Source organism: Ignavibacteriota bacterium (genome assembly GCA_016212665.1).
GTDB lineage: Bacteria > Bacteroidota > Ignavibacteria > UBA10030 > SZUA-254 > FW602-bin19.
Map to the genome: position 1 here is coordinate 320,199 of JACREZ010000016.1, position 18,933 is coordinate 339,131.

Genomic DNA, 18,933 nt, shown 5'->3' on the forward strand with positions numbered 1-18,933 from the left:
ATTCCGTTGAACTATTTCACCAAATCGGTGAATTCGTTCACGAAACCGGTGAATTAATACATAAAGTTACTGAACCGGTTCACCGGTTTTGTGAACTGATTCCCTAAAACGACTCAAAAACGGCAATATGTAGGGCGATTTGCCCTACGGGTCAGTAGGCCAAATCGCCCTTACTGTGCTGAACTATTCTATTTCTGATTGATAGTGTTACTTCGCGAGAATCCCCGCTCTACGGGATTATTATCAAACTGACTAACGTCATTTTGCTAATAACATCTTCTTCATGTCAGTGAAGGAACCGGTTTGTCCGCTGACCGGCGTAGCAGAGAAGCGATAGAAATAGACACCGCTTGGTAACAGCGAAGCATTGAATGGTACAGAATTATATCCCGCGCTTACCATCCCATTGAGAAGCGTTTGCACTTCACGACCAAGCACATCATAGACGATAAGAGAAACGAACGCATCTTCATGGAGGTCGTATTTTATTTCTGTGGTTGGGTTGAAGGGATTGGGGAAGTTCTGATGCAAAGCGTATGACTTAGGAAATCCTGTGATTGTATTTGATTCAAGTTGTATGTGAATATTTTCTATGGGATTTTGAATAGAGATGACACTACTACCATTGAGTGCAATTGTTTTTCCATCAATAACAATTGAACCATTCACCGGTTGAAGAACATTCATTAACCAGCTAATCCTTAGAGGATATTGAGGTGAAGAAATATTAATTGGAATTATTCGCGGAGTTTCGTTCATACTAAACTCTACTATTCTATTCGTAGCAAAGCGCGCATCAAAAACACCAACAGGCGGTAATGGAGGAAGTTCATAGTAAGTTAATGGATGATCTGATTCCATTTTTTGTCCAAAATAAAGGTTTTGATATTTACCTGTTGCATCCTCGATTGTCATTCTACTTAATGATGACAAAGCACTAGATACTTCTTTCGGAAAATTTGATGGTAAAATACCTGAAGAACGAAAGAGTTTCCCACTTTGATTTGTTTTAACTAAATAACCTTTTCCGGGTTGAATGGTATCTGTTGAAAAATAACTTCCCTCGTATTGATAAAATGTGGTTACAAGAAGTGATTCAGGAAACGTTAAAATCCGAGCGATAGAAACCGGCTCACTGAACGAGCCAATAATATTCCATCCTTTCAGAACTTCAATTGTATCCCGTGTTAAAGGAAGTCCAGAATGAATAATAGTTGTGTCTAGCTCCAATTTAAGCCAGTATCCCTTGCCGTACGATAGAGTGTCTTGCTGAACATATCTACCCTCATAAGCAAAAGCATTTGATTTGCTGAACGGGAATAAAATTTCCTTTCTAAGGTCAGGAACTATCACAGGGATAGAAACAACATTCCAATCTTGATTATAGGAAGAGGGGAGTTGACTAATCGTACAAAAACCAACCATACCAAAGTTCGTATCCAATATCAATGAATCGTCGGCGATTGTTATTGAGTCTAGATCCGGAGGTGACTGATTGTGAAAACAATAGGGTCTTACTTCGACACTTAATGTGTAGGAACCCATTGAAAGTGCAGAAAAACCATAATTACCTTTAATATCTGTCACAGTTGAATCATTTATCGGACCATTGAGCCAAATTTTCCAACCGCTCAGTCCAACTTCAGCGCTATCCCTTACACCATTTTGATTTTCATCAAAAAATATTTTGCCTACTATAGCACTGAATTGCATATTGCCAAAGTCATGTCCCGTATAATACGTTCCTTCCTTCACTTGAATCATGTAACGTTCGATAGAATCCGGGCATGTTTGTAACCAACTGCTACGTTCGTCTTCACTTACTGTGTATAAACCCGGTTGAAGCGAGTTAAAACGATAATACCCGTTACTATCGGTAACAACCGAATCTATTCTTGGACCCTCTAGTCTAATTTTCCAATCGGAAATGCCTGGTTCATTGTCATCTCTCTGATGGTTTCCATTCAGATCCTCGAATTTTATTCCTTCGATAGATCCGAAATAGTAATTACCAAAATCAATTCCATCTGCGCTATCACCCACTGTAAGTGTTATATTGTACACACCATTGTTTCCTGGGAGTGATTGTGGCATCTCAGGTTTATTTTCCTGATAGACTATATAGTCACCGCCGGCCAAATCTTGAAATAAGTATTTACCGTTCCAATCAGTATAGGTTGATTCGTCCTCCGCACCGCCGAGATATATTTTCCATCCACCCCACGCAACATCACCAGAATCTTTAATTCCATTAACATTGCGATCTCGGAATTTCATACCACTAATTTGGGTTGTTGTTGAGCGTGTGCTGCGAAAAACACCGCGTAGTTGACTGCCCGCGAAGATTACTCCGGTTGGACTGACAGCTAATGCCCAAATATCAGGTATTGGATCACTCAATCCTGAATTAATTGTTCCCCAAGAATATCCATCATTAGTTGAGCGGAAAATTCCATGTGCAGCATCACCAATAAAAATATGTCCTCTTGAATTTGCAGTAATTGACCGAATATCATTATTGTAAAGATCAATCCATGTGTTACCATTATCTGAAGAACGGAGGAATGTATCCCATGTGCTTACAAACAGATAACCATTCTTTGTAACGCAAAGAGAATTATGATAAACGGTACCATCAAGAATCTTTGTCCAGTGTTCGCCATTGTCGGTCGAACGAACAACCCCTTTTCTAGAACCTGCAAAAATATGTCCACTCTCATTGCAGGATAACGATGCGACTAAATGCATCGACGTTCCAATATTTTGTTCTACCCATGTAACCCCGTTATCAGTGGAACGAAGCACGTTGTCATAGCTTCCAGCGAAAAGATCTCCGTTTGAATTTATAGCAAATGAGAAAATATAAGAACCTGAGTAGACTTGTGTCCAATTTTCTCCATCATTCGTTGAACGGAAAATACCGTCGTAATTTCCTGCAAAAATTTGTCCATCAGGGGTACACAAAAGTGACCAAACATAACTATCCGTCAGACCATTGTTAGTTGGTTCCCAGTTTTCTCCATTGTCAGTTGACCTATAGAGACCACTTTGATACGTGCCAACAAATATATGTCCATTTGCTGATGTAGCCAAAGATAGAACATGTATATTAGTCAACCCTGTATTAATCGATGTCCAACGTTCCCCGTTATCAATTGACCGTAATACGCCAGCGCCTCCTGTCCCCATGAAAACATGTCCGTTATGGTTAAATGCAAGTGAAAAAACAGATTGATCCTTCAATCCAAGTGTCATTATTTGAGTCCAACTCGCTCCGTGATCCATTGTTCTGAACACTAAACCATCATATGTTCCAGCAAAAAGATGCCCACTATCGTTTACCGCAATTGACCAAAAACTTTTATCATTCAAACCGTTATTCACACCTATCCAAGTCATACCATTATCTGTAGAACGTAGTACGCCTCCACTACTAAAACTCGAGGCGTAGGATGCAAAGATTTTTCCTTGATTATCAATGGCGATTGATGTAATTAATCCAGTGGTTAAACCGGAATCAATTAATAACCATAAATCACCGTTATTTTTAGATTGGTAGATATTTCCGTTTCCAGCCCCGGCAAAAACATGCCCACTGTCATTAAATGCAATAGACCAAATATAAGGGAATGTCAAGCCACTGTTAATATTGGTCCAGTTATTTCCGTTGTTTGTTGATCTGAAAATACCACCTCCTGCACCGGTTCCTGCAAAGATATGTCCACTATCATTAATAGCCAGAGTTTGTATGTTCATATTGGTCAGACCATTTGCAAGCCATGTCCAATTTTCTCCGTTATCAGTGGAACGATAAATTCCACTCCCATCACTTCCTGCAAAGATATGTCCACTATCGTTGATGGATAGACAGTCAACATACAAATGAGGGAAATCAATCGTAACTTGTGTCCAGTTTTCTCCGTTATCAGTGGTCCGGTAAACACCTCTACCGAACGTACCTACATAAATATCTCCGGTTGAATTTATAGCGACTGAAGTGATATATCCCCCGTATGGTCCGTTACATGTTTGCCAGAAATTTGTTTGTGTTGAACCTACTTGATTTGAGTTGATGTTCTGGTTCTCACTTAACTGTGAAGGTGATGGTTGATTAGATTTATCACTTTGAGTAAGTAACAAAGAACTTAACATCGTTCGTTCGATGACCTCGCGAAGATTTCGGGGGAGTTTTTCCAATGCCACAGATTGTTCTCGTTCATTCATTCTCTCGAACATACGAGGCAACATGGCGCGGATTGCCTTATTCATCGGAATCGATTTATCATTACCATTGATAATTGCTTCGTTACCATCTGGTTTAAAGAAACGAAATAAGAGACTATCCTTAACTCCATGACTGGTTTGTCCTGTAACGAAAGAATTGAAAAGAACAGCAAGAAAAATGATTTTATACTTATTTGTATTCATAACTCACCTTAATATTTGTTGTAATAAAATACATGGAGACTATATAATCATCCCACTTCAATAATCAATCGTGGGATAAATGTATTGAATATTTTTTGAATGTTTGTTATTGTGTAAGACGCGTTTCTTTCAAAAAATATCGACGACTATTATTTTTACATACTCATTTTTTAAAAGCGTGTTGCTTATTGAGCGTGTTTCCGAATACCGAAAAGTGTCTTTGCGAGGAGCGAAGCGACGAAACAATCCCGCATTCTGTTCTACCTTCGATAGTGAGATTGCTTCGCTTTGCTCGCAAAGACAATTCGGCAACACGCTCATAATACGTTTGCCTGCGTGTTCACTTAACATACAATGTCATGAATAACTGCAAGAACAATATTGGCTCGTTCCGGATGCCATGCAAGCAATTGCACCGGTTCTGAAGTCGGAACTGATTGCCATGTTGTTTTATTTGTTGTCTTATAAATAATTCCATCATCTAATTTATATGTTGTTATGTTTTGCCTCTCCTGTGAAATAGTTAAAGAGGAAAAAAAGATTGATGAGAAGAGAAATAGAGTAAGGTATTTCATAACCATCCTATTAATGTTAGTGGCTGGAAAAAGTAAAAAATAAATTGCTTGAATTCTGAAAAGCACGTAGTTCGCCATCGAACGAACATAGTCGTTCTTTGTTACTATGGAAAACTGAAAACAGTAATCCACCGCCTTCGCTTTTGCTTGTACTCATTATCTGGAGTACAAACTATATTACAAGTACAGAGGGTTTATGTTGTGTGTAGGAAAGTCTTTTAAAAATTGCTTCCCGTAAAATCGGTGTGTTGTGCCTTCGGCGGAATAAGTGTTTTCGCTCATGCCGTTTCTTGGGAGACCAAGCGATGAGAGCCTCGTTCTCCGGTGAATAAAAATTAGTTATGCCTATCATACCATCCTCAAGTAATTTTAATTAATATTGTTGTTGCATTTTATAATTATGTTAAAAAAAAAGTAACTGCGTGATGTTTAATTATTATTGTTATTCTCTGGTGTCATAGGAAGGATTTGTCCTTTAAACCCATGTCGTAATAAAAGTTTGTAAAGAACTGTTTTGTTGACGGGGGCAATATAAATAAAAAAAAATAAATTCTGTCAAGTGTTTTTCGGTTTTTTTTTTTAGTGCGCGAAGACTGAGGGTTTGAGGAGCGAAAGTACATGCGTTTTCTTTGTTTCCGATTCGTTTTCTACATTATTTTACCAATAAACAAATTTTGACATCATCTCAAAATAAATCTTATAAATTGATGCTATAATGGTACATCTCTCTACTAATTTTAGAAAAGAGGTGTTTGGAGAGTTTGCCATCATTGTGTAAGAAAGATAAGTCATATCAATCTTTTCCTGTAACATCTCTTAGAGCGTTAGCGTCTAACCTTTACAACAAAATGATTCAGCACGAAGCCACACTCATAGAAAAAGCGAAGCGTGGAAATCAATCGGCTTTCAGGAAATTATATGATATTCATGTTGAGCCGTTGTTCCGCTTTATGCGTCAGTATTCTTCCGAAAAGGCGCAGGTGGAGGAGTGGGTGCAACGCGCCTTCATCAAAGCGTTTAACAATCTGCAATCGTTCAGGGGGAATTCAAAGTTTGCAACATGGCTATTTACCATTGCCATCAATGAAATGAGGACTGATGTACGCAAACCGAATGTGTTATCTTTTGCCAACCATGATTCAACCGAACTTCATCTTCTGCATTCTCACGGGAACGATACTTCGGAGGAAGAACGATTTGTCTGGGATGATACCATGAAAACGCTCTTGCAGGAACTCGACGAACAAAAACGGAGTGTGTTTCTTCTGTTTGAGGTGGAAGGATACTCGCACGCTGAAATCGCTTCAATTCTGAATATCAATGAAAGCGCTTCACGGGCAACCCTTTGCCGGACGAAGCAATTGTTACGAACTCAATGGGAACAAATGGAGAAAGCTATATGATTGAACAATTCTATTCACAACACGAACATCCCGATAACGAAACGAAAACACGGATGTGGCGTCACATCAAAAAAGAAACAACCGCCCCCTCATCGTCTCTCTTATATATTGAGAGCAAGAGGAGTTTCATCTACGGCATCGCAGCGGCTGTGCTGTTGTATTTCACGTCGGTCGGAATTTATTCAACGATACAACAGAAGATTGAGAACGGCAAGCCGCAGGAAGTTCGTTTCAACGAAGCGTATCAATCTGCCATACAGGATTTTGAACAAGTATTACCGAACCTGATAAACGGTTCGTTCGCAAACGAGAAAGAACGGGAATATGTTCAGGTACGGAAAGAACAACTTGCAAAGATTGATGCCGCGATTGCTACCTTTTATAGTGAGCGGGGAACAGGAGACATCACTCCGCTCGCGCAATCACGGCTGAGAAATTTATACAGCATGAAATTACAAGTATTACAACAAATGATTGACCAAGGAGAAATAGTGTTATGACAACAATACGTTTTATTCTCGTTTCTTTTTTATGCGTGGCGATTGGATATGCTCAATCGTATCGTGAGTTGAAAGGAAGTATGGAAACGACTGCCGGGCAACGAATAGAAATTCGGGGATTGTCCGGCGCAAACGTTCGTATCATTCCCTGGGAGAAAAATGAAGTGAATGTCCGGCTTGAGTTGCGCGTCGAATCTTCCGACAAAGAGTTTGAAAGCAAGTACGATTCAAAAATAGATTTCTCTGTTTCGCCTTCAAAAAATGTTGTCAATGTTGTGGTGCATGTTGAAGATGTAGATGAGGGCGGATTTTCGTTCTGGAAATTGTTCAAACGGTTTTACTGGAAGAAAGATGTTTCGGGAGAAATTTATGTCCCGAAATCTAATCCGTTGACTTCTGATTTTAAATATGGAACACTCACGCTGGAAAACTTTGATGGAGAATTGAATCTGAACGGCGTAAGCAATACACTTACCTTGAGACGTTGTTCTGCTATTCAAACAATTGAAAATAATTATGGCAAAACAACGATTGAACAATCGGGCGGGAATCTGAAACTCAGCGGCTCAAGTTCGACAATTTCTATTGCAGATTTTGACGGGAAGATTACTGCGGACGCGGATTATTCGACGGTGACTATCAGCCGTGCAAAGCAGGGAATCTCTCTGAATGATAAAAGTGGGAAAATCAAATTAGAAGATATCAGCGGTAATCTTTCGCTCGATGGGGATTATTCAACCATCACAGTGAAGGAGGTGAAGGGATTTGTAGACCTGAACTCGACAAGCGCAACAATCAGGGTGTATAATGTTGAAGGGATTTCGGTTGATGCAAATTATTCCGATGTTGATATCATCGGTGTAAGTGGAGTTGCGGGGAAACGGATTTCCGTGAAAGGGCAGTCGGGAAGTTTGCTGTTGGAGGATGCGAATGGAAATGTTCGGATTGATAATCCGTATTCCAACATCGAACTGAAAAGCGTGAATGGAAATGTAGAACTACAATCAAAGAGTTCACAAATCATCGCGAACGTTGTAACGGGAAATTGGGACTCCCGGACTGAATATTGTTCGTTGAAACTGAGAAATTTAACAGCGAAAACAATCTCCATGACAAACAAGAGCGATGGAATTGAACTTCGCATGTTGAACGCGCCGGATACGATTAACATTCAAAATGAATACGGGAGCGTTAGTGTGCGGATGCCTGTCGGGTTCTCCGGGAATTTTGAACTCGATTCGGAATATGGAAATATCAGCACGAACATTCCGTTGAAAAGAAAATCACGCAGCAGTAATGAGTACGCAACGGGGAAAATCGGTTCGGGAAACGGGAGTATTATTATCGAGACGAAGTCGGGGGATATTGAGGTGGAGACGGAGTAGTTCAGTAGTCAATGTTGCGGTTGGGTGTGATGAGGAGAATTGAGTCATTGAGGATTGATTCTTGTAATTTTTGAATGATTCAAGGATTCAATCGTCAATGATAAAATATTTCTGTTGTTTTTGGGAAAGTTTTTGTATGTTTAGTAAGTTAATTTTCAACAACATATTCATAAAAGGATAATTACATGGAAGAACAAAAACCAACCCCAGCAGTAGAAGAATTCAAAGGCAATAAAGTGTTGAACCTAAATCCCGGTTCGAAGTTTCCATTTTCATTCGGCGTCGGCAAAGCAAAGTTGATTCTTGAGAACATTGATGCAATCAAGAAATTTGTTGAGGAGTATGGGCGGAAGGAATGATTTCGGATTGACGAATGAGTCATTTTTATTGCACCATTGATTATGAGGACGATGATGCAAAGACGAAATGACTGATTCGTTACATCAACGTCGGGAATGATATGAAATATTTTCTTGTGATGTGTGTGTTGCTATCGGGCTGTCTTGCAATCAGGCAGTACGATGAAATTATTCAAACACCTGTTCAGGAATGGTCGCGGGAGGATTGCTTGACAGTTCTTCTTGGTTCTTCCGTCAATAACTATTTCATAGAGGATACAAGAGTTCGGATGGCAGTCGTTCCGTTTTCTCCGCTTGTCATTTCTGCCTTCAGTCGGTTAGAACAATACAAAAAACAATTACACGGGACTCAACTTTCTTCATTGCTTGAAGCGCGTTTTCTTGAGGATGTCGGGTTGTATTTTGATTCGAGAACGGGGCGTACATTCGATGCACGAGGAAATTATTATCGGGATATTACCCAAGTTGATTCATTCATGGTCTTGTTGAACTTAATGAATAAAACATTTCCATGTGTATCTCCGTTAGGTATTGTGAGGACAACGAGTTCGGGAGACTTTGGGATGAGACCAATCATACCGGGATACTTGAACGACTACCCATGTTACACTCCCGATATCAGTGATTTAGAAACAAGAATATTTTTAGAAAACGATAAACAGGAATTACTCAAACCTCGTTTTGTCTTTGGTAGAAGACAGAATGTTTTCCAAAAAGAAGAGACGTTGCTGATTCTGTTTCCACTCCGACAAGAAGGGAAACATTTTTTTACTCAATCAAGTGTTGCATATCTTCGTATTCATGGACTTGATGGAGATATGAGAATCGAAATTCCATTGAAATCATTTCAGGCGTATCCATATTCTAACAATTGACAATACCTCACTATCCATTCCCTGCAAAATAGTTACTGTTCACTGCAAAGCCGTTGTCCCTTCAACGGCTTTTTTGTATGTTCAGCCAATTCCAAACTATTATTATCCAAAGCGTATGAACCGAATTGTATTTTCTTGCATTTTATTCCTTCTGTTTTTTACTAATCTCAATGCCGGAGTATTGAATGTGCCGGCGAATTATCCAACAATTCAATCGGCAATCTTAGCATCTTCAAACGGAGATACAGTGCTTGTCGCTCCCGGGACGTATTTCGAGAATATCAATTTTCGGGGCAAACGAATTGTCCTTACAAGTTGGTTCGCTCTCGAACGGAATGTCATGTATATTGATAGCACCATCATCAACGGTTCTCAACCGGTTGACCCGGACACAGCAAGTTGCGTCATCTTTGAATCGGGCGAAGATACCACGACTGTATTGCAGGGGTTCACACTCACCGGTGGGAAGGGAACGATTTACAGGGATATCCACAGCGGTGGTTATTTCCGTGAAGGGGGAGGAATTCTCATTGAGTTTTCTTCGCCGACTATTCAACATAATGTGATCAAATATAATGAAGCGATGGACCAGGCAGGATTGACAAGTTCCGGCGGAGGTGGAATAAGGATTGGTGACAGCAACCCGCGTATCTATAATAATATTATCATGTACAATCAGGGAAGATATGGAAGCGCCATTGTTATGTATTACACGGGCGGAATTTTGAAGAACAATGTCATTTACCGTAACAGCGGAGCGCACGCGTTTAATGGCGGCGCAATTTGGATAACGAGTTCAAGTACGAACCCGAAAATTTTTGAGAACAATACTATTATTGAAAACTCTGCTGTACAGGATGTCGGCGGTGTGTGGATTAACAATACAAGTATCACCATGCGCAATTGCATTGTCTGGGGAAATACTTCACCGACGGAACCGCAAATTGTTCAATCGGGCGGTTCAAGTTCGATAACGTATTGCGATGTGCAGGGAGGATACACCGGAACAGGAAACATCAATGTCAATCCGATGTTTGTAGATACGAGCCATTATATTTCTCCCGCTTCGCCGTGTGTTGATGCAGGAAACCCCGCGGCAAGTTATAACGATGTGGAAGACATGAGCAATCCGGGAAATGCTTTACACCCTTCACGAGGCACTGTATTGAATGATGTGGGTGCGTATGGCGGACCTCGGAGTTTTACAGCTCCGTATATTGACCTGCATTTGAACGACCCGATGCCACCGGCAAATGTTACAGCATACAGCGATTATCAAACACCGAACTCGATTGTCTTTAATTGGAACGACCCAACGAAATCGAATGATAGTCTTCCTCTGAATAATTTCAAGTTGCATATTTATCGTGATGGAAATTTTCTCGCTGAAGTAGATTCGGGAATAGAATCGTTTGTAGATAATGGATTAACGCTTCATCAATTGTATTCGTACACCATCAACACAGTTGTTCCCGGTGACTCAAGTCTGTTTCGTTCAGCGTCAGCGTTTTGCGGTGGTTCTGCAACTCCGAATCCTGTGCAATATTTTTCAATGCGTGATGACACGGATGGCGTTGCATTGATATGGAAGAATCCGTCGGCACAAACAGACGGTACGCCATTGAATGATTATGCCTACGTTCTGATTTATCGTGATGGAAACTTATACGACAGTGTTGCTCAATCAATGTCCGATACAGGACAGCAGAGATTATTTTATGATGTCGTTCAAGGATATCATAGGTATAAACTTCAAGTGCGGGATAACGAAACGCCAATGAACTACAGCACAATTTCAGATGAATTGTTCGGTCACGGCGGATTGCTGTTTTCGTACAATGAAGATTTTGAAGATGATGACGGCGGTGTCTATCGGACAGGAACATGGGATACAACAACGCAGATTGCACACAGTGGTTCACGCTCGATTACCGATAGTCCAACAGGAAATTACAATCAACAGACAACGACATACTTTATGTTGCCTCCTGTAGTACTTGGCGCCGAACCGTTTCTTGAGTATCAAGACATCGCGATTGTGCGAACCGGAAGTTTTGTGTATGTAGAGATAAGCACGAACGGAAGAAAATCATTTACAGTGCTCAAAACGTATAATGCTTACGTTCAAGCAAAATGGTTGGATGGAAACGCAGGTCCCGGTGATTGGGTGAAAGAAACAATTGACTTAAAAGCATACGCAGGAGATACTGCAACAATCCGTTTCAGATTAGCGGCGGGAACCGGTACGACGTGGGATGGATGGTTTGTAGATGATATCGTTATTCGTGATGAGGGAATTCCTGTTACTGCAAATATACAAGTGAATTCAGGGTGGAATATGGTTTCGGTTCCGTTAAAAGTACAAGACCGTTTTGTGAAAAGCGTTTTTCCAAGTTCAGCATCAACAGCATTTGGTTATCAAAAAGGATATACACAAGATGATACTCTTGAACTTGCAACCGGTTATTGGGTGAAGTTTGATTCTGCTGAAACATTTGAACTTGAAGCGCCACTAAATAGAAGAGATACGGCTATTATTGTTTCCGGTTGGAACATGATTGGCGCAATTGGTTCGGTGATAGATTCCTCTGCTGTTGTTGCTTCTCCTTCCGGAATTGTTCAGTCATCATATTTTATGTTTGATAATTCCGCGTATGTCCCGGCTCAGACATTGCAGCCTGGGAAGGGGTATTGGGTGAAGTCATCACAGAATGGAAAATTGATTATGAATGTTTCGAATCAAAGCAAAATGAAGTGAGTTTTTTTTACCACAAAGACCACAAAGGTTACACAAAGTTCACAAAGAAGAGACTCAACAACATTGTGTTCTTCGTGAGAAATTCTTAGTGACCTTTGTGGTTAACATATCACTGATATTATTCAAAATCGGCAAACGGTTTCTGTTTCTCTGTTAAAATTCCTATCTTAACGCCGCAACAAATGTTGTTGTTCACTCGTTACGTGAACAGACTATTTACAATTCTTTAATCCACGAAAACGACTCTATTATATTATGGAGGAATCCATGCGATTCTTACTTTATCTCATGCTTTGTCTTGTTCCGTTTGCGCTGGTGATTGCGCGCGGCTCGGACGAAAGCAACAAAATTTTTCCTTATCCCATCAATCAGGTTACACTTGATAACGGATTAAACGTCATTTCTATTCCGTTTGATAGTCCCGGCATCATCGCAGTTTGGACAGTTGTCCGGGCAGGTTCGCGGAATGAAGTCGAACCGGGGAAATCCGGGTTTGCGCATTTCTTTGAACACATGATGTTTCGCGGAACTGAGAAATATTCCAAAGATGCGTATAACGAAATGCTGAAATCTATCGGCGCAGATAACAATGCATTCACAACCGATGATTACACAGCATATCATACGCTTGCAAGTTCGGATGCACTCGAAACGATTCTTGATATTGAGTCTGACCGGTTTATGAATTTGAAATACACTGAGGAAGATTTCAAAACGGAAGCCGGAGCGATTTTGGGTGAGTACAACAAGAACTACTCGAATCCCGACATGACTATCTACGAAAAACTCCGTGAGAACGCGTTTGAGAAACACACCTACAAACACACAACGATGGGATTTCTGAAAGATATTCAGGATATGCCGAATCAATATCAGTACAGCCTGACGTTTTTTGACCGATGGTATCGTCCCGAAAATTGCGCGTTGATTATTGTCGGCGATTTCGAACAAGCGAAGTTGATGGAACTTGTGAAGAAATATTACAGCAACTGGAAGCGCGGCAATTACACACTCGATGTCCCGCTCGATGTACCACAAAAGGAAGAAAAAACAATCAATCTCCCATGGAAAGCAAAAACGCTTCCACAGGTTTCGATGGGGTATCGTGGTCCCGGATTCAATGATAAAGAAATTGATATGCCGGCGATGGATGTATTGTCGCAAGTGTTGTTTTCGGAAACGTCGGAGTTGTTCAATAAACTCGTTGTTGAAGAGCAGTTGGTCGAATATATTTATGGCGGCCAGCAAGACCATCGCGACCCTGAACTGTTTATGGTTGATGCTCGTGTGAAAGATAAATCAAACATTGAGCGCGTTCGTGCGGAAATAGATAAAGCAATCGAACAGGCAAAGACAACCCCTGTTTCTGCCGAGCGACTTGCTTCCATTAAATCGCACATGAAATATCTGTTTGCGATGGGATTAGATAACCCGAACGGGATTGCTCGAACAATCAGTCATTACGTTCAACTTACAGGAAATCCGGAATCGGTGAATAATATTTATTCACTCTATGAAAAAATTACCGTCGAAGATTTAATGGGTGTCGCGAAAAAATATCTGAACAAAACGAACAGAACAACAGTCATTATGACGCAAGAGGAGGGACAACAATGAAGCGTTTACCTTTAATCTCAACTTTATTTTTATTTGCAATGGCATTAATAACATTGTTTCATGAAGCGTCGCAAGGCGCAATTCGAATTACGGAAATACACAGTTCCAATTCACCATTAGTGACATTTCGGGTAGTTCTTCGTGCGGGAGAAATTAATTCGCCGGCAGGAAAAGAAGGCTTGAACGCGCTCACCGCGTATGTCATTGCTCAGGGAGGAACACAGGAATTGTCGTATCAGCAAGTGGTTGAAAAATTATATCCATGGGCGGCGAACATCAATGTTCAGGTTGACCAGGAGATTACGACGTTTATCGGTACAGTGCATCGCGACCATCTTGATGCGTTTTACAAACTGTTCACCGATTTGTTGCTGCATCCTCGTTTTGATGAATCCGATTTCAGCCGAGTGAAAGATTTGGGATTGAACTATTTGAAAAACTCGCTCCGTTCAACAAGTGATGAACAACTTGGGAAACAGGCGTTAAATACCATGTTATATGCAAATCATCCTTACAAAAACACCGAATTCGGAACGGTGCAGGGATTAACAACGAGTACACTTGATGATGTTAAAGCGTACTACAAGAAAACCTATACGCAGGGAAATTTCTGGTTCGGGATTGCCGGAGGGTATCCGAAATCGTTGATTGAAAAAATCAAAACAGATTTTTCAATGTTGCCAGAAGTTCCGTTCAGTGAAGTGACGTTACCGAAACCCGAACCAATCAACAATCTCGAAGTGATGGTGGTTGAAAAGCCTGCGCGTGCATTTGCAATTTCAATGGGGCATCCGCTTTCACTCACGAGAAAAGAAAAAGATTTCTACGCGTTACTTGTTGCCAATTCGTACTTCGGAGAGCATCGAACATTTAACGGTGTGTTGATGAATCGCTTGCGCGGCGACCGTGGATTGAATTATGGTGATTATTCATACGTCGAAAAATTTGTCGGCGGTGTCGGTTCGGGAAATGTATTTCCCGAATTGAACACACCGCTTCGTCAGCAATTCTTCAGCATCTGGTTGCGACCCGTTCAGCCGGAGAACACTCACTTTGCAATTCGAAACGCGTTGTTTGAATTCAAAAATTTTGTAGAGCAGGGATTATCAAAAGAGGATTTTGAGAAGACGAAGAAGTTTGTACTTAATTATTCAAAACTCTGGGCGGGAACACTGAGTCGTCGTCTCGGTTATCAAATGGATTCCGAGTTTTATGGAACGGAATATTTCATTGACCGGATTGACAAAGAATTAAAGTCCTTGTCAGTTGAAGAGGTGAACGCGGCAGTGAAGAAATATCTTGATTACAAGAATGTAAAAATAGCCGTTGTGGTTGATGAAGGAAAGGGAAATGAAATAATGAACAGTATGATTTCCAATATGATTTCTCCGATTAAGTATGCTTCTCCGGTCTCTCCGAATATTCTTGAACAGGATAAGTTCATTGAGGCGTTTCAACTTTCAATTAATAAAGAAGAATCGAAAGTAGTGAAGGCAAACGAATTGTTTGAGAAGTAACACCGAAACCCGATGTAAACCGAGGTTGTCCAGAAAGTAAGTAGGACAGGCATTTGCCAACGGCATCACCTTGTGACTTGCCTGTCATGTCCTTGAATATCAATTGATTTCGATAGACAGGAATGTCTGTCCTACATTGCTTGGACATTTTGGACAGCCTCGGCTGGTTTATACATATCAACGATGAAAATTACAGTAAAAGTTAAGCCGAATGCAAGAAAAAACGAAGTAAAGGAATCTGAGGGTAACCGGTTTGTTGTTTCGGTAACTGTTCCCCCAGTTGATGGAAGAGCGAATGAAAAAGTCATTGAATTGCTATCAGATTTTTTTCATAAACCCAAACGGGCGATTAGGGTGATTTCCGGTATTTCTTCAAGAATGAAGATCCTTGAAGTAGATTAAAAACCCTGTTTCCCGTTGTTCTCTATTATAGTAGCAAGCAAATATGGATTGAGATTATATATTTTTTCAACTATTTGCACATGATTTAATAAATATGATAAAATTGCATTTTTTTTTCAAAAAGTATTTGGTAATGTCATAAGAGGTTCTTACCTTTTGCACATCAAATTGCGGATGGACTCTCTTTTTCAAAAAGTAGAGCAGAAGATTTCTACGTGAGTGCTGAGTGGAGCAGAAACGTAGAGCAATATGCCTTCTGTTGTTTTGAAAAAGAAATATTCAAAAGATTTTTTCTATAATTTTTCAATAGCCTGGTGGTTCATTTCCCCCAAGTTGTTCTTTGGTTTTATTCTTTATAGATGGTAGTAGTGTCTTTATTTATCTTCGGTTATAATAATTCAGAGAGTGAGATAAAGAAACTCGTTTTTGCATGATAGCAGATTATCCAACTATGTAAAACTAAACATGGTTTTACGCGAAAGCATTTTAATAAACTTCACAGTTTAACATAATTCAATAAGTATTTTTATCGTTATTTCTACACCTTACAATCTAAGGAAGTTAGTTATGAGGACCGTTATTTCTTTTTCCGATAACAAACCCACCCAACAATTCATTTCTTACTTTTCACATAGTATGAAGAACAGTTTCTCTTTGCTCATCGTTTTGACTTTATTCTTTTCGATGATGACAGCAACTTCGCATGCTCAATCGAATTCCTCTCTCCAGCAGAACAAGTTAGGAGTTCCGACTTCAGACGAATGGAAATCGTTAGAGAATAAAAGCGATGCGCAAAGTTCTCTTCGCTGGGAAGAATTGAAAGAGAAGGGACTCATACCATCTCCGGAACAATCAACATATAAGGGCGAAATGAAATTGCCTGGAGAACTCAATCTTGTGTCAGAGTTTAACAATCCCCTGACATCGTTGAAGACCCCTCGCGATGCATCGTTCAGTACTGTTCCATTTGTTGGCGCTTCATCACCGGACTATCGTAACGACGATCGTTCAAGTCAACTAATTCATTTGCCATTTGCGTTCAATCTCTATGGGTCTTCATATAACGCAGTGCATATTAATAATAATGGTAACATCTCTTTTGACCAACCTTACTACACATTCAGTTCGACCGGTTTTCCCGTTAATCGCTATCCGATGGTCGCGCCGTTTTGGGCAGATGTTGATACAAGAAATCCTGCAAGCGGATTAGTCTATTATAAAGTAGAAGCACATCGTTTAACGGTTATTTGGGAATCTGTTGGCTATTACAATCAACAAGCGGGGAAGAAAAATACATTTGAACTAATTATCTCTGATGGTTCGGATACATTAGTTGGTCTTGGAAACAACGTTTGTTTCAGTTACGGAGATATGCAATGGACCACAGGAAACGCGTCGGGTGGAGTGGGTGGATTCGGTGGAGTCCCGGCCACTGCAGGTGTGAACAAAGGCGATGGAGTGAAGTTTGCTCAGATTGGTCGTTTCAATCAAGATAACGATACCTACGATGGACCGGGGGGAAATTATGACGGAGTGAATTATCTGGACGGCAAACAAGTTTGTTTTAATGTAGGTAGTGATAACATTGCTCCTATTGCAGGCGGATTTCCCCCGGGAAATATTATTGAAGTCATTGCAGGTAGTACGCTGAATGATACAGTAACATTCATCAGTCCTGAACTTGGGCAAACTACGCATACAGAAGTTGATGCGGCTGGCTTACCTAACTTTTCCGCGAACAGTACAGACGGAAATATTTCAACAATCCGATTTACATTTTCACCTACAAATGCTCAAGTTGGTGACCATGTTATTCAGTTCACAGCAACAGATAATGGTATCCCGGTTGGCACCACAACGGTTTCATTGATTCTGCGAGTTATTAAAATTGCAACTATTAGCGGGATGAAATTTAATGATTTAGATGGCGACGGAATCAAAGATGCTGACGAATCCGGAATCTCAGGATGGAGAATATCATTAAATAACGGGTTGATGTCGGTAGTTACTGACCTGACAGGGAGATACGAGTTTGCAGGCATTACTCCCGGAACATATACGGTAAGTGAAGAGCAAAAAGAAAATTGGGTACAAACATATCCTTTGACAGGCGTTTATAACATTTCTGTAGATTACAATAATGATTATACTGGAAATGATTTTGGAAATTATCAATACGGTACAATTACGGGAATTAAATTCCATGATTTAAATTATAATGGAGCGAGAGATGCTAATGAACCCGGATTGGCTGGCTGGCTGATTGAAGCAATCGGTCCGACTACCGATTCGGTTATTACAGATGAAAAGGGGATGTATCAATTTTTTCATCTTGTTCCCGGAACCTATGTAATCAGTGAAGCACAACGACCGGGTTGGTCACAAACATTCCCTGCGTCTGAAAAATATTTTACAACTGTTTTTTCCGGAAGTACAATTGACAGTATTGATTTTGGAAACATACAGTTAAGTATTATAACGGGTACCAAGTTTGAAGATGTAAATGGTAATAGTTCTCGTGAAGAGGATGAGCCGGGGTTGGCTGGATGGACAATACATCTTGTTGGACCGACGATGCTTGATACCGTAACAGACGAAAAGGGCAATTATAGTTTTTCAAATTTACTTCCCGGAAGTTACATCATAAGTGAGGAACCGCAGACAGGATGGACTCAGACTTTTCCCAATGCTCCAAATGTTTATAATCTTGTGGTTGAATTGGGAACGGTTCATAATTTTAAAGACTTCGGGAACTTCAAGAACATCAGCATCAGCGGGATGAAATTTGAAGATGAAGACGGAGACGGCGTGCAGGATGCACTCGAATCAGGATTACCGGGCTGGACAGTGACGCTCGAAAAGAACGGCAGTCCGTTCACGAGCGGGACGACCGGCGCGGACGGTTCGTACAGCTTCAACGATTTAGGCCCCGGCGTGTATCATGTCAGTGAAGAGACGCAGAGCGGCTGGACACAGACATACGGAAACGCGGGCTACACGGTGACGGCGACGAGCGGCGACAACAGCGGCGACAACAACTTCGGGAACTTCAAGAACATCAGCATCAGCGGGATGAAATTTGAAGATGAAGACGGAGACGGCGTGCAGGATGCG

Annotated in this window: 12 protein-coding genes; 10 read left to right on the forward strand and 2 right to left on the reverse strand. The window is 40.6% G+C overall.

The annotated features are described in order from the left end of the window. Window positions 1-258: 258 nt before the first annotated feature. Both HY960_06130 and HY960_06135 read right to left on the reverse strand, forming a co-directional pair. Window positions 259-4,152: a T9SS type A sorting domain-containing protein gene (locus HY960_06130; protein ID MBI5215313.1), complete on the reverse strand. Its 3,894-nt coding sequence runs from the start codon at window positions 4,150-4,152 to the stop codon at window positions 259-261. Between the two features lie 620 nt (window positions 4,153-4,772). Next, window positions 4,773-5,003: a hypothetical protein gene (locus HY960_06135; GenBank protein ID MBI5215314.1), complete on the reverse strand. Its 231-nt coding sequence runs from the start codon at window positions 5,001-5,003 to the stop codon at window positions 4,773-4,775. Between the two features lie 848 nt (window positions 5,004-5,851). Here HY960_06135 and HY960_06140 point away from each other — a divergent pair. From HY960_06140 to HY960_06185, 10 genes are all read left to right on the forward strand, one after another. Then, entirely contained in the window at window positions 5,852-6,406 is a 555-nt protein-coding gene (locus HY960_06140; protein MBI5215315.1) for a sigma-70 family RNA polymerase sigma factor, read from the forward strand. Then, window positions 6,403-6,906: a hypothetical protein gene (locus tag HY960_06145; protein MBI5215316.1), complete on the forward strand. Its 504-nt coding sequence runs from the start codon at window positions 6,403-6,405 to the stop codon at window positions 6,904-6,906. The genes HY960_06140 and HY960_06145 overlap by 4 nt, the downstream gene beginning before the upstream one ends. Next, a complete protein-coding gene (locus tag HY960_06150; protein MBI5215317.1) occupies window positions 6,903-8,291 on the forward strand; it encodes a DUF4097 family beta strand repeat protein in 1,389 nt (462 codons plus the stop codon). Before HY960_06145 ends, HY960_06150 begins: the two co-directional genes overlap by 4 nt. 185 nt (window positions 8,292-8,476) lie before the next feature. Continuing rightward, a complete protein-coding gene (locus tag HY960_06155; GenBank protein ID MBI5215318.1) occupies window positions 8,477-8,650 on the forward strand; it encodes a hypothetical protein in 174 nt (57 codons plus the stop codon). A 101-nt stretch (window positions 8,651-8,751) separates the two neighbouring features. After that, window positions 8,752-9,525 (forward strand): hypothetical protein, encoded by a 774-nt coding sequence (locus HY960_06160; protein MBI5215319.1) that lies wholly within the window; start codon window positions 8,752-8,754, stop codon window positions 9,523-9,525. Window positions 9,526-9,640: 115 nt separating this feature from the next. Continuing rightward, complete coding sequence (locus HY960_06165; protein MBI5215320.1) at window positions 9,641-12,283, forward strand: hypothetical protein; 2,643 nt, start codon at window positions 9,641-9,643, stop codon at window positions 12,281-12,283. 267 nt (window positions 12,284-12,550) lie between these two features. Then, entirely contained in the window at window positions 12,551-13,900 is a 1,350-nt protein-coding gene (locus HY960_06170) for an insulinase family protein (GenBank protein ID MBI5215321.1), read from the forward strand. Beyond that, on the forward strand, window positions 13,897-15,417 hold the full coding sequence (locus HY960_06175; GenBank protein MBI5215322.1) for an insulinase family protein: 1,521 nt from the start codon (window positions 13,897-13,899) through the stop codon (window positions 15,415-15,417). Before HY960_06170 ends, HY960_06175 begins: the two co-directional genes overlap by 4 nt. Window positions 15,418-15,600: 183 nt before the next feature. Beyond that, entirely contained in the window at window positions 15,601-15,819 is a 219-nt protein-coding gene (locus HY960_06180; GenBank protein ID MBI5215323.1) for a DUF167 domain-containing protein, read from the forward strand. A 636-nt stretch (window positions 15,820-16,455) separates the two neighbouring features. After that, window positions 16,456-18,933 (forward strand): hypothetical protein (locus HY960_06185; protein MBI5215324.1); only part of this gene is annotated, 2,478 nt, incomplete at its 3' end.

What these genes read in the sequence shown, in the direction of transcription:
- HY960_06130 (MBI5215313.1), bottom strand. Translation starts at nt 4,152, where the DNA reads ATGTTAAGTTCTTTGTTACTTACTCAAAGTGATAAATCTAATCAACCA.
- HY960_06135 (MBI5215314.1), bottom strand. Translation starts at nt 5,003, where the DNA reads ATGAAATACCTTACTCTATTTCTCTTCTCATCAATCTTTTTTTCCTCT.
- HY960_06140 (MBI5215315.1), top strand. Translation starts at nt 5,852, where the DNA reads ATGATTCAGCACGAAGCCACACTCATAGAAAAAGCGAAGCGTGGAAAT.
- HY960_06145 (MBI5215316.1), top strand. Translation starts at nt 6,403, where the DNA reads ATGATTGAACAATTCTATTCACAACACGAACATCCCGATAACGAAACG.
- HY960_06150 (MBI5215317.1), top strand. Translation starts at nt 6,903, where the DNA reads ATGACAACAATACGTTTTATTCTCGTTTCTTTTTTATGCGTGGCGATT.
- HY960_06155 (MBI5215318.1), top strand. Translation starts at nt 8,477, where the DNA reads ATGGAAGAACAAAAACCAACCCCAGCAGTAGAAGAATTCAAAGGCAAT.
- HY960_06160 (MBI5215319.1), top strand. Translation starts at nt 8,752, where the DNA reads ATGAAATATTTTCTTGTGATGTGTGTGTTGCTATCGGGCTGTCTTGCA.
- HY960_06165 (MBI5215320.1), top strand. Translation starts at nt 9,641, where the DNA reads ATGAACCGAATTGTATTTTCTTGCATTTTATTCCTTCTGTTTTTTACT.
- HY960_06170 (MBI5215321.1), top strand. Translation starts at nt 12,551, where the DNA reads ATGCGATTCTTACTTTATCTCATGCTTTGTCTTGTTCCGTTTGCGCTG.
- HY960_06175 (MBI5215322.1), top strand. Translation starts at nt 13,897, where the DNA reads ATGAAGCGTTTACCTTTAATCTCAACTTTATTTTTATTTGCAATGGCA.
- HY960_06180 (MBI5215323.1), top strand. Translation starts at nt 15,601, where the DNA reads ATGAAAATTACAGTAAAAGTTAAGCCGAATGCAAGAAAAAACGAAGTA.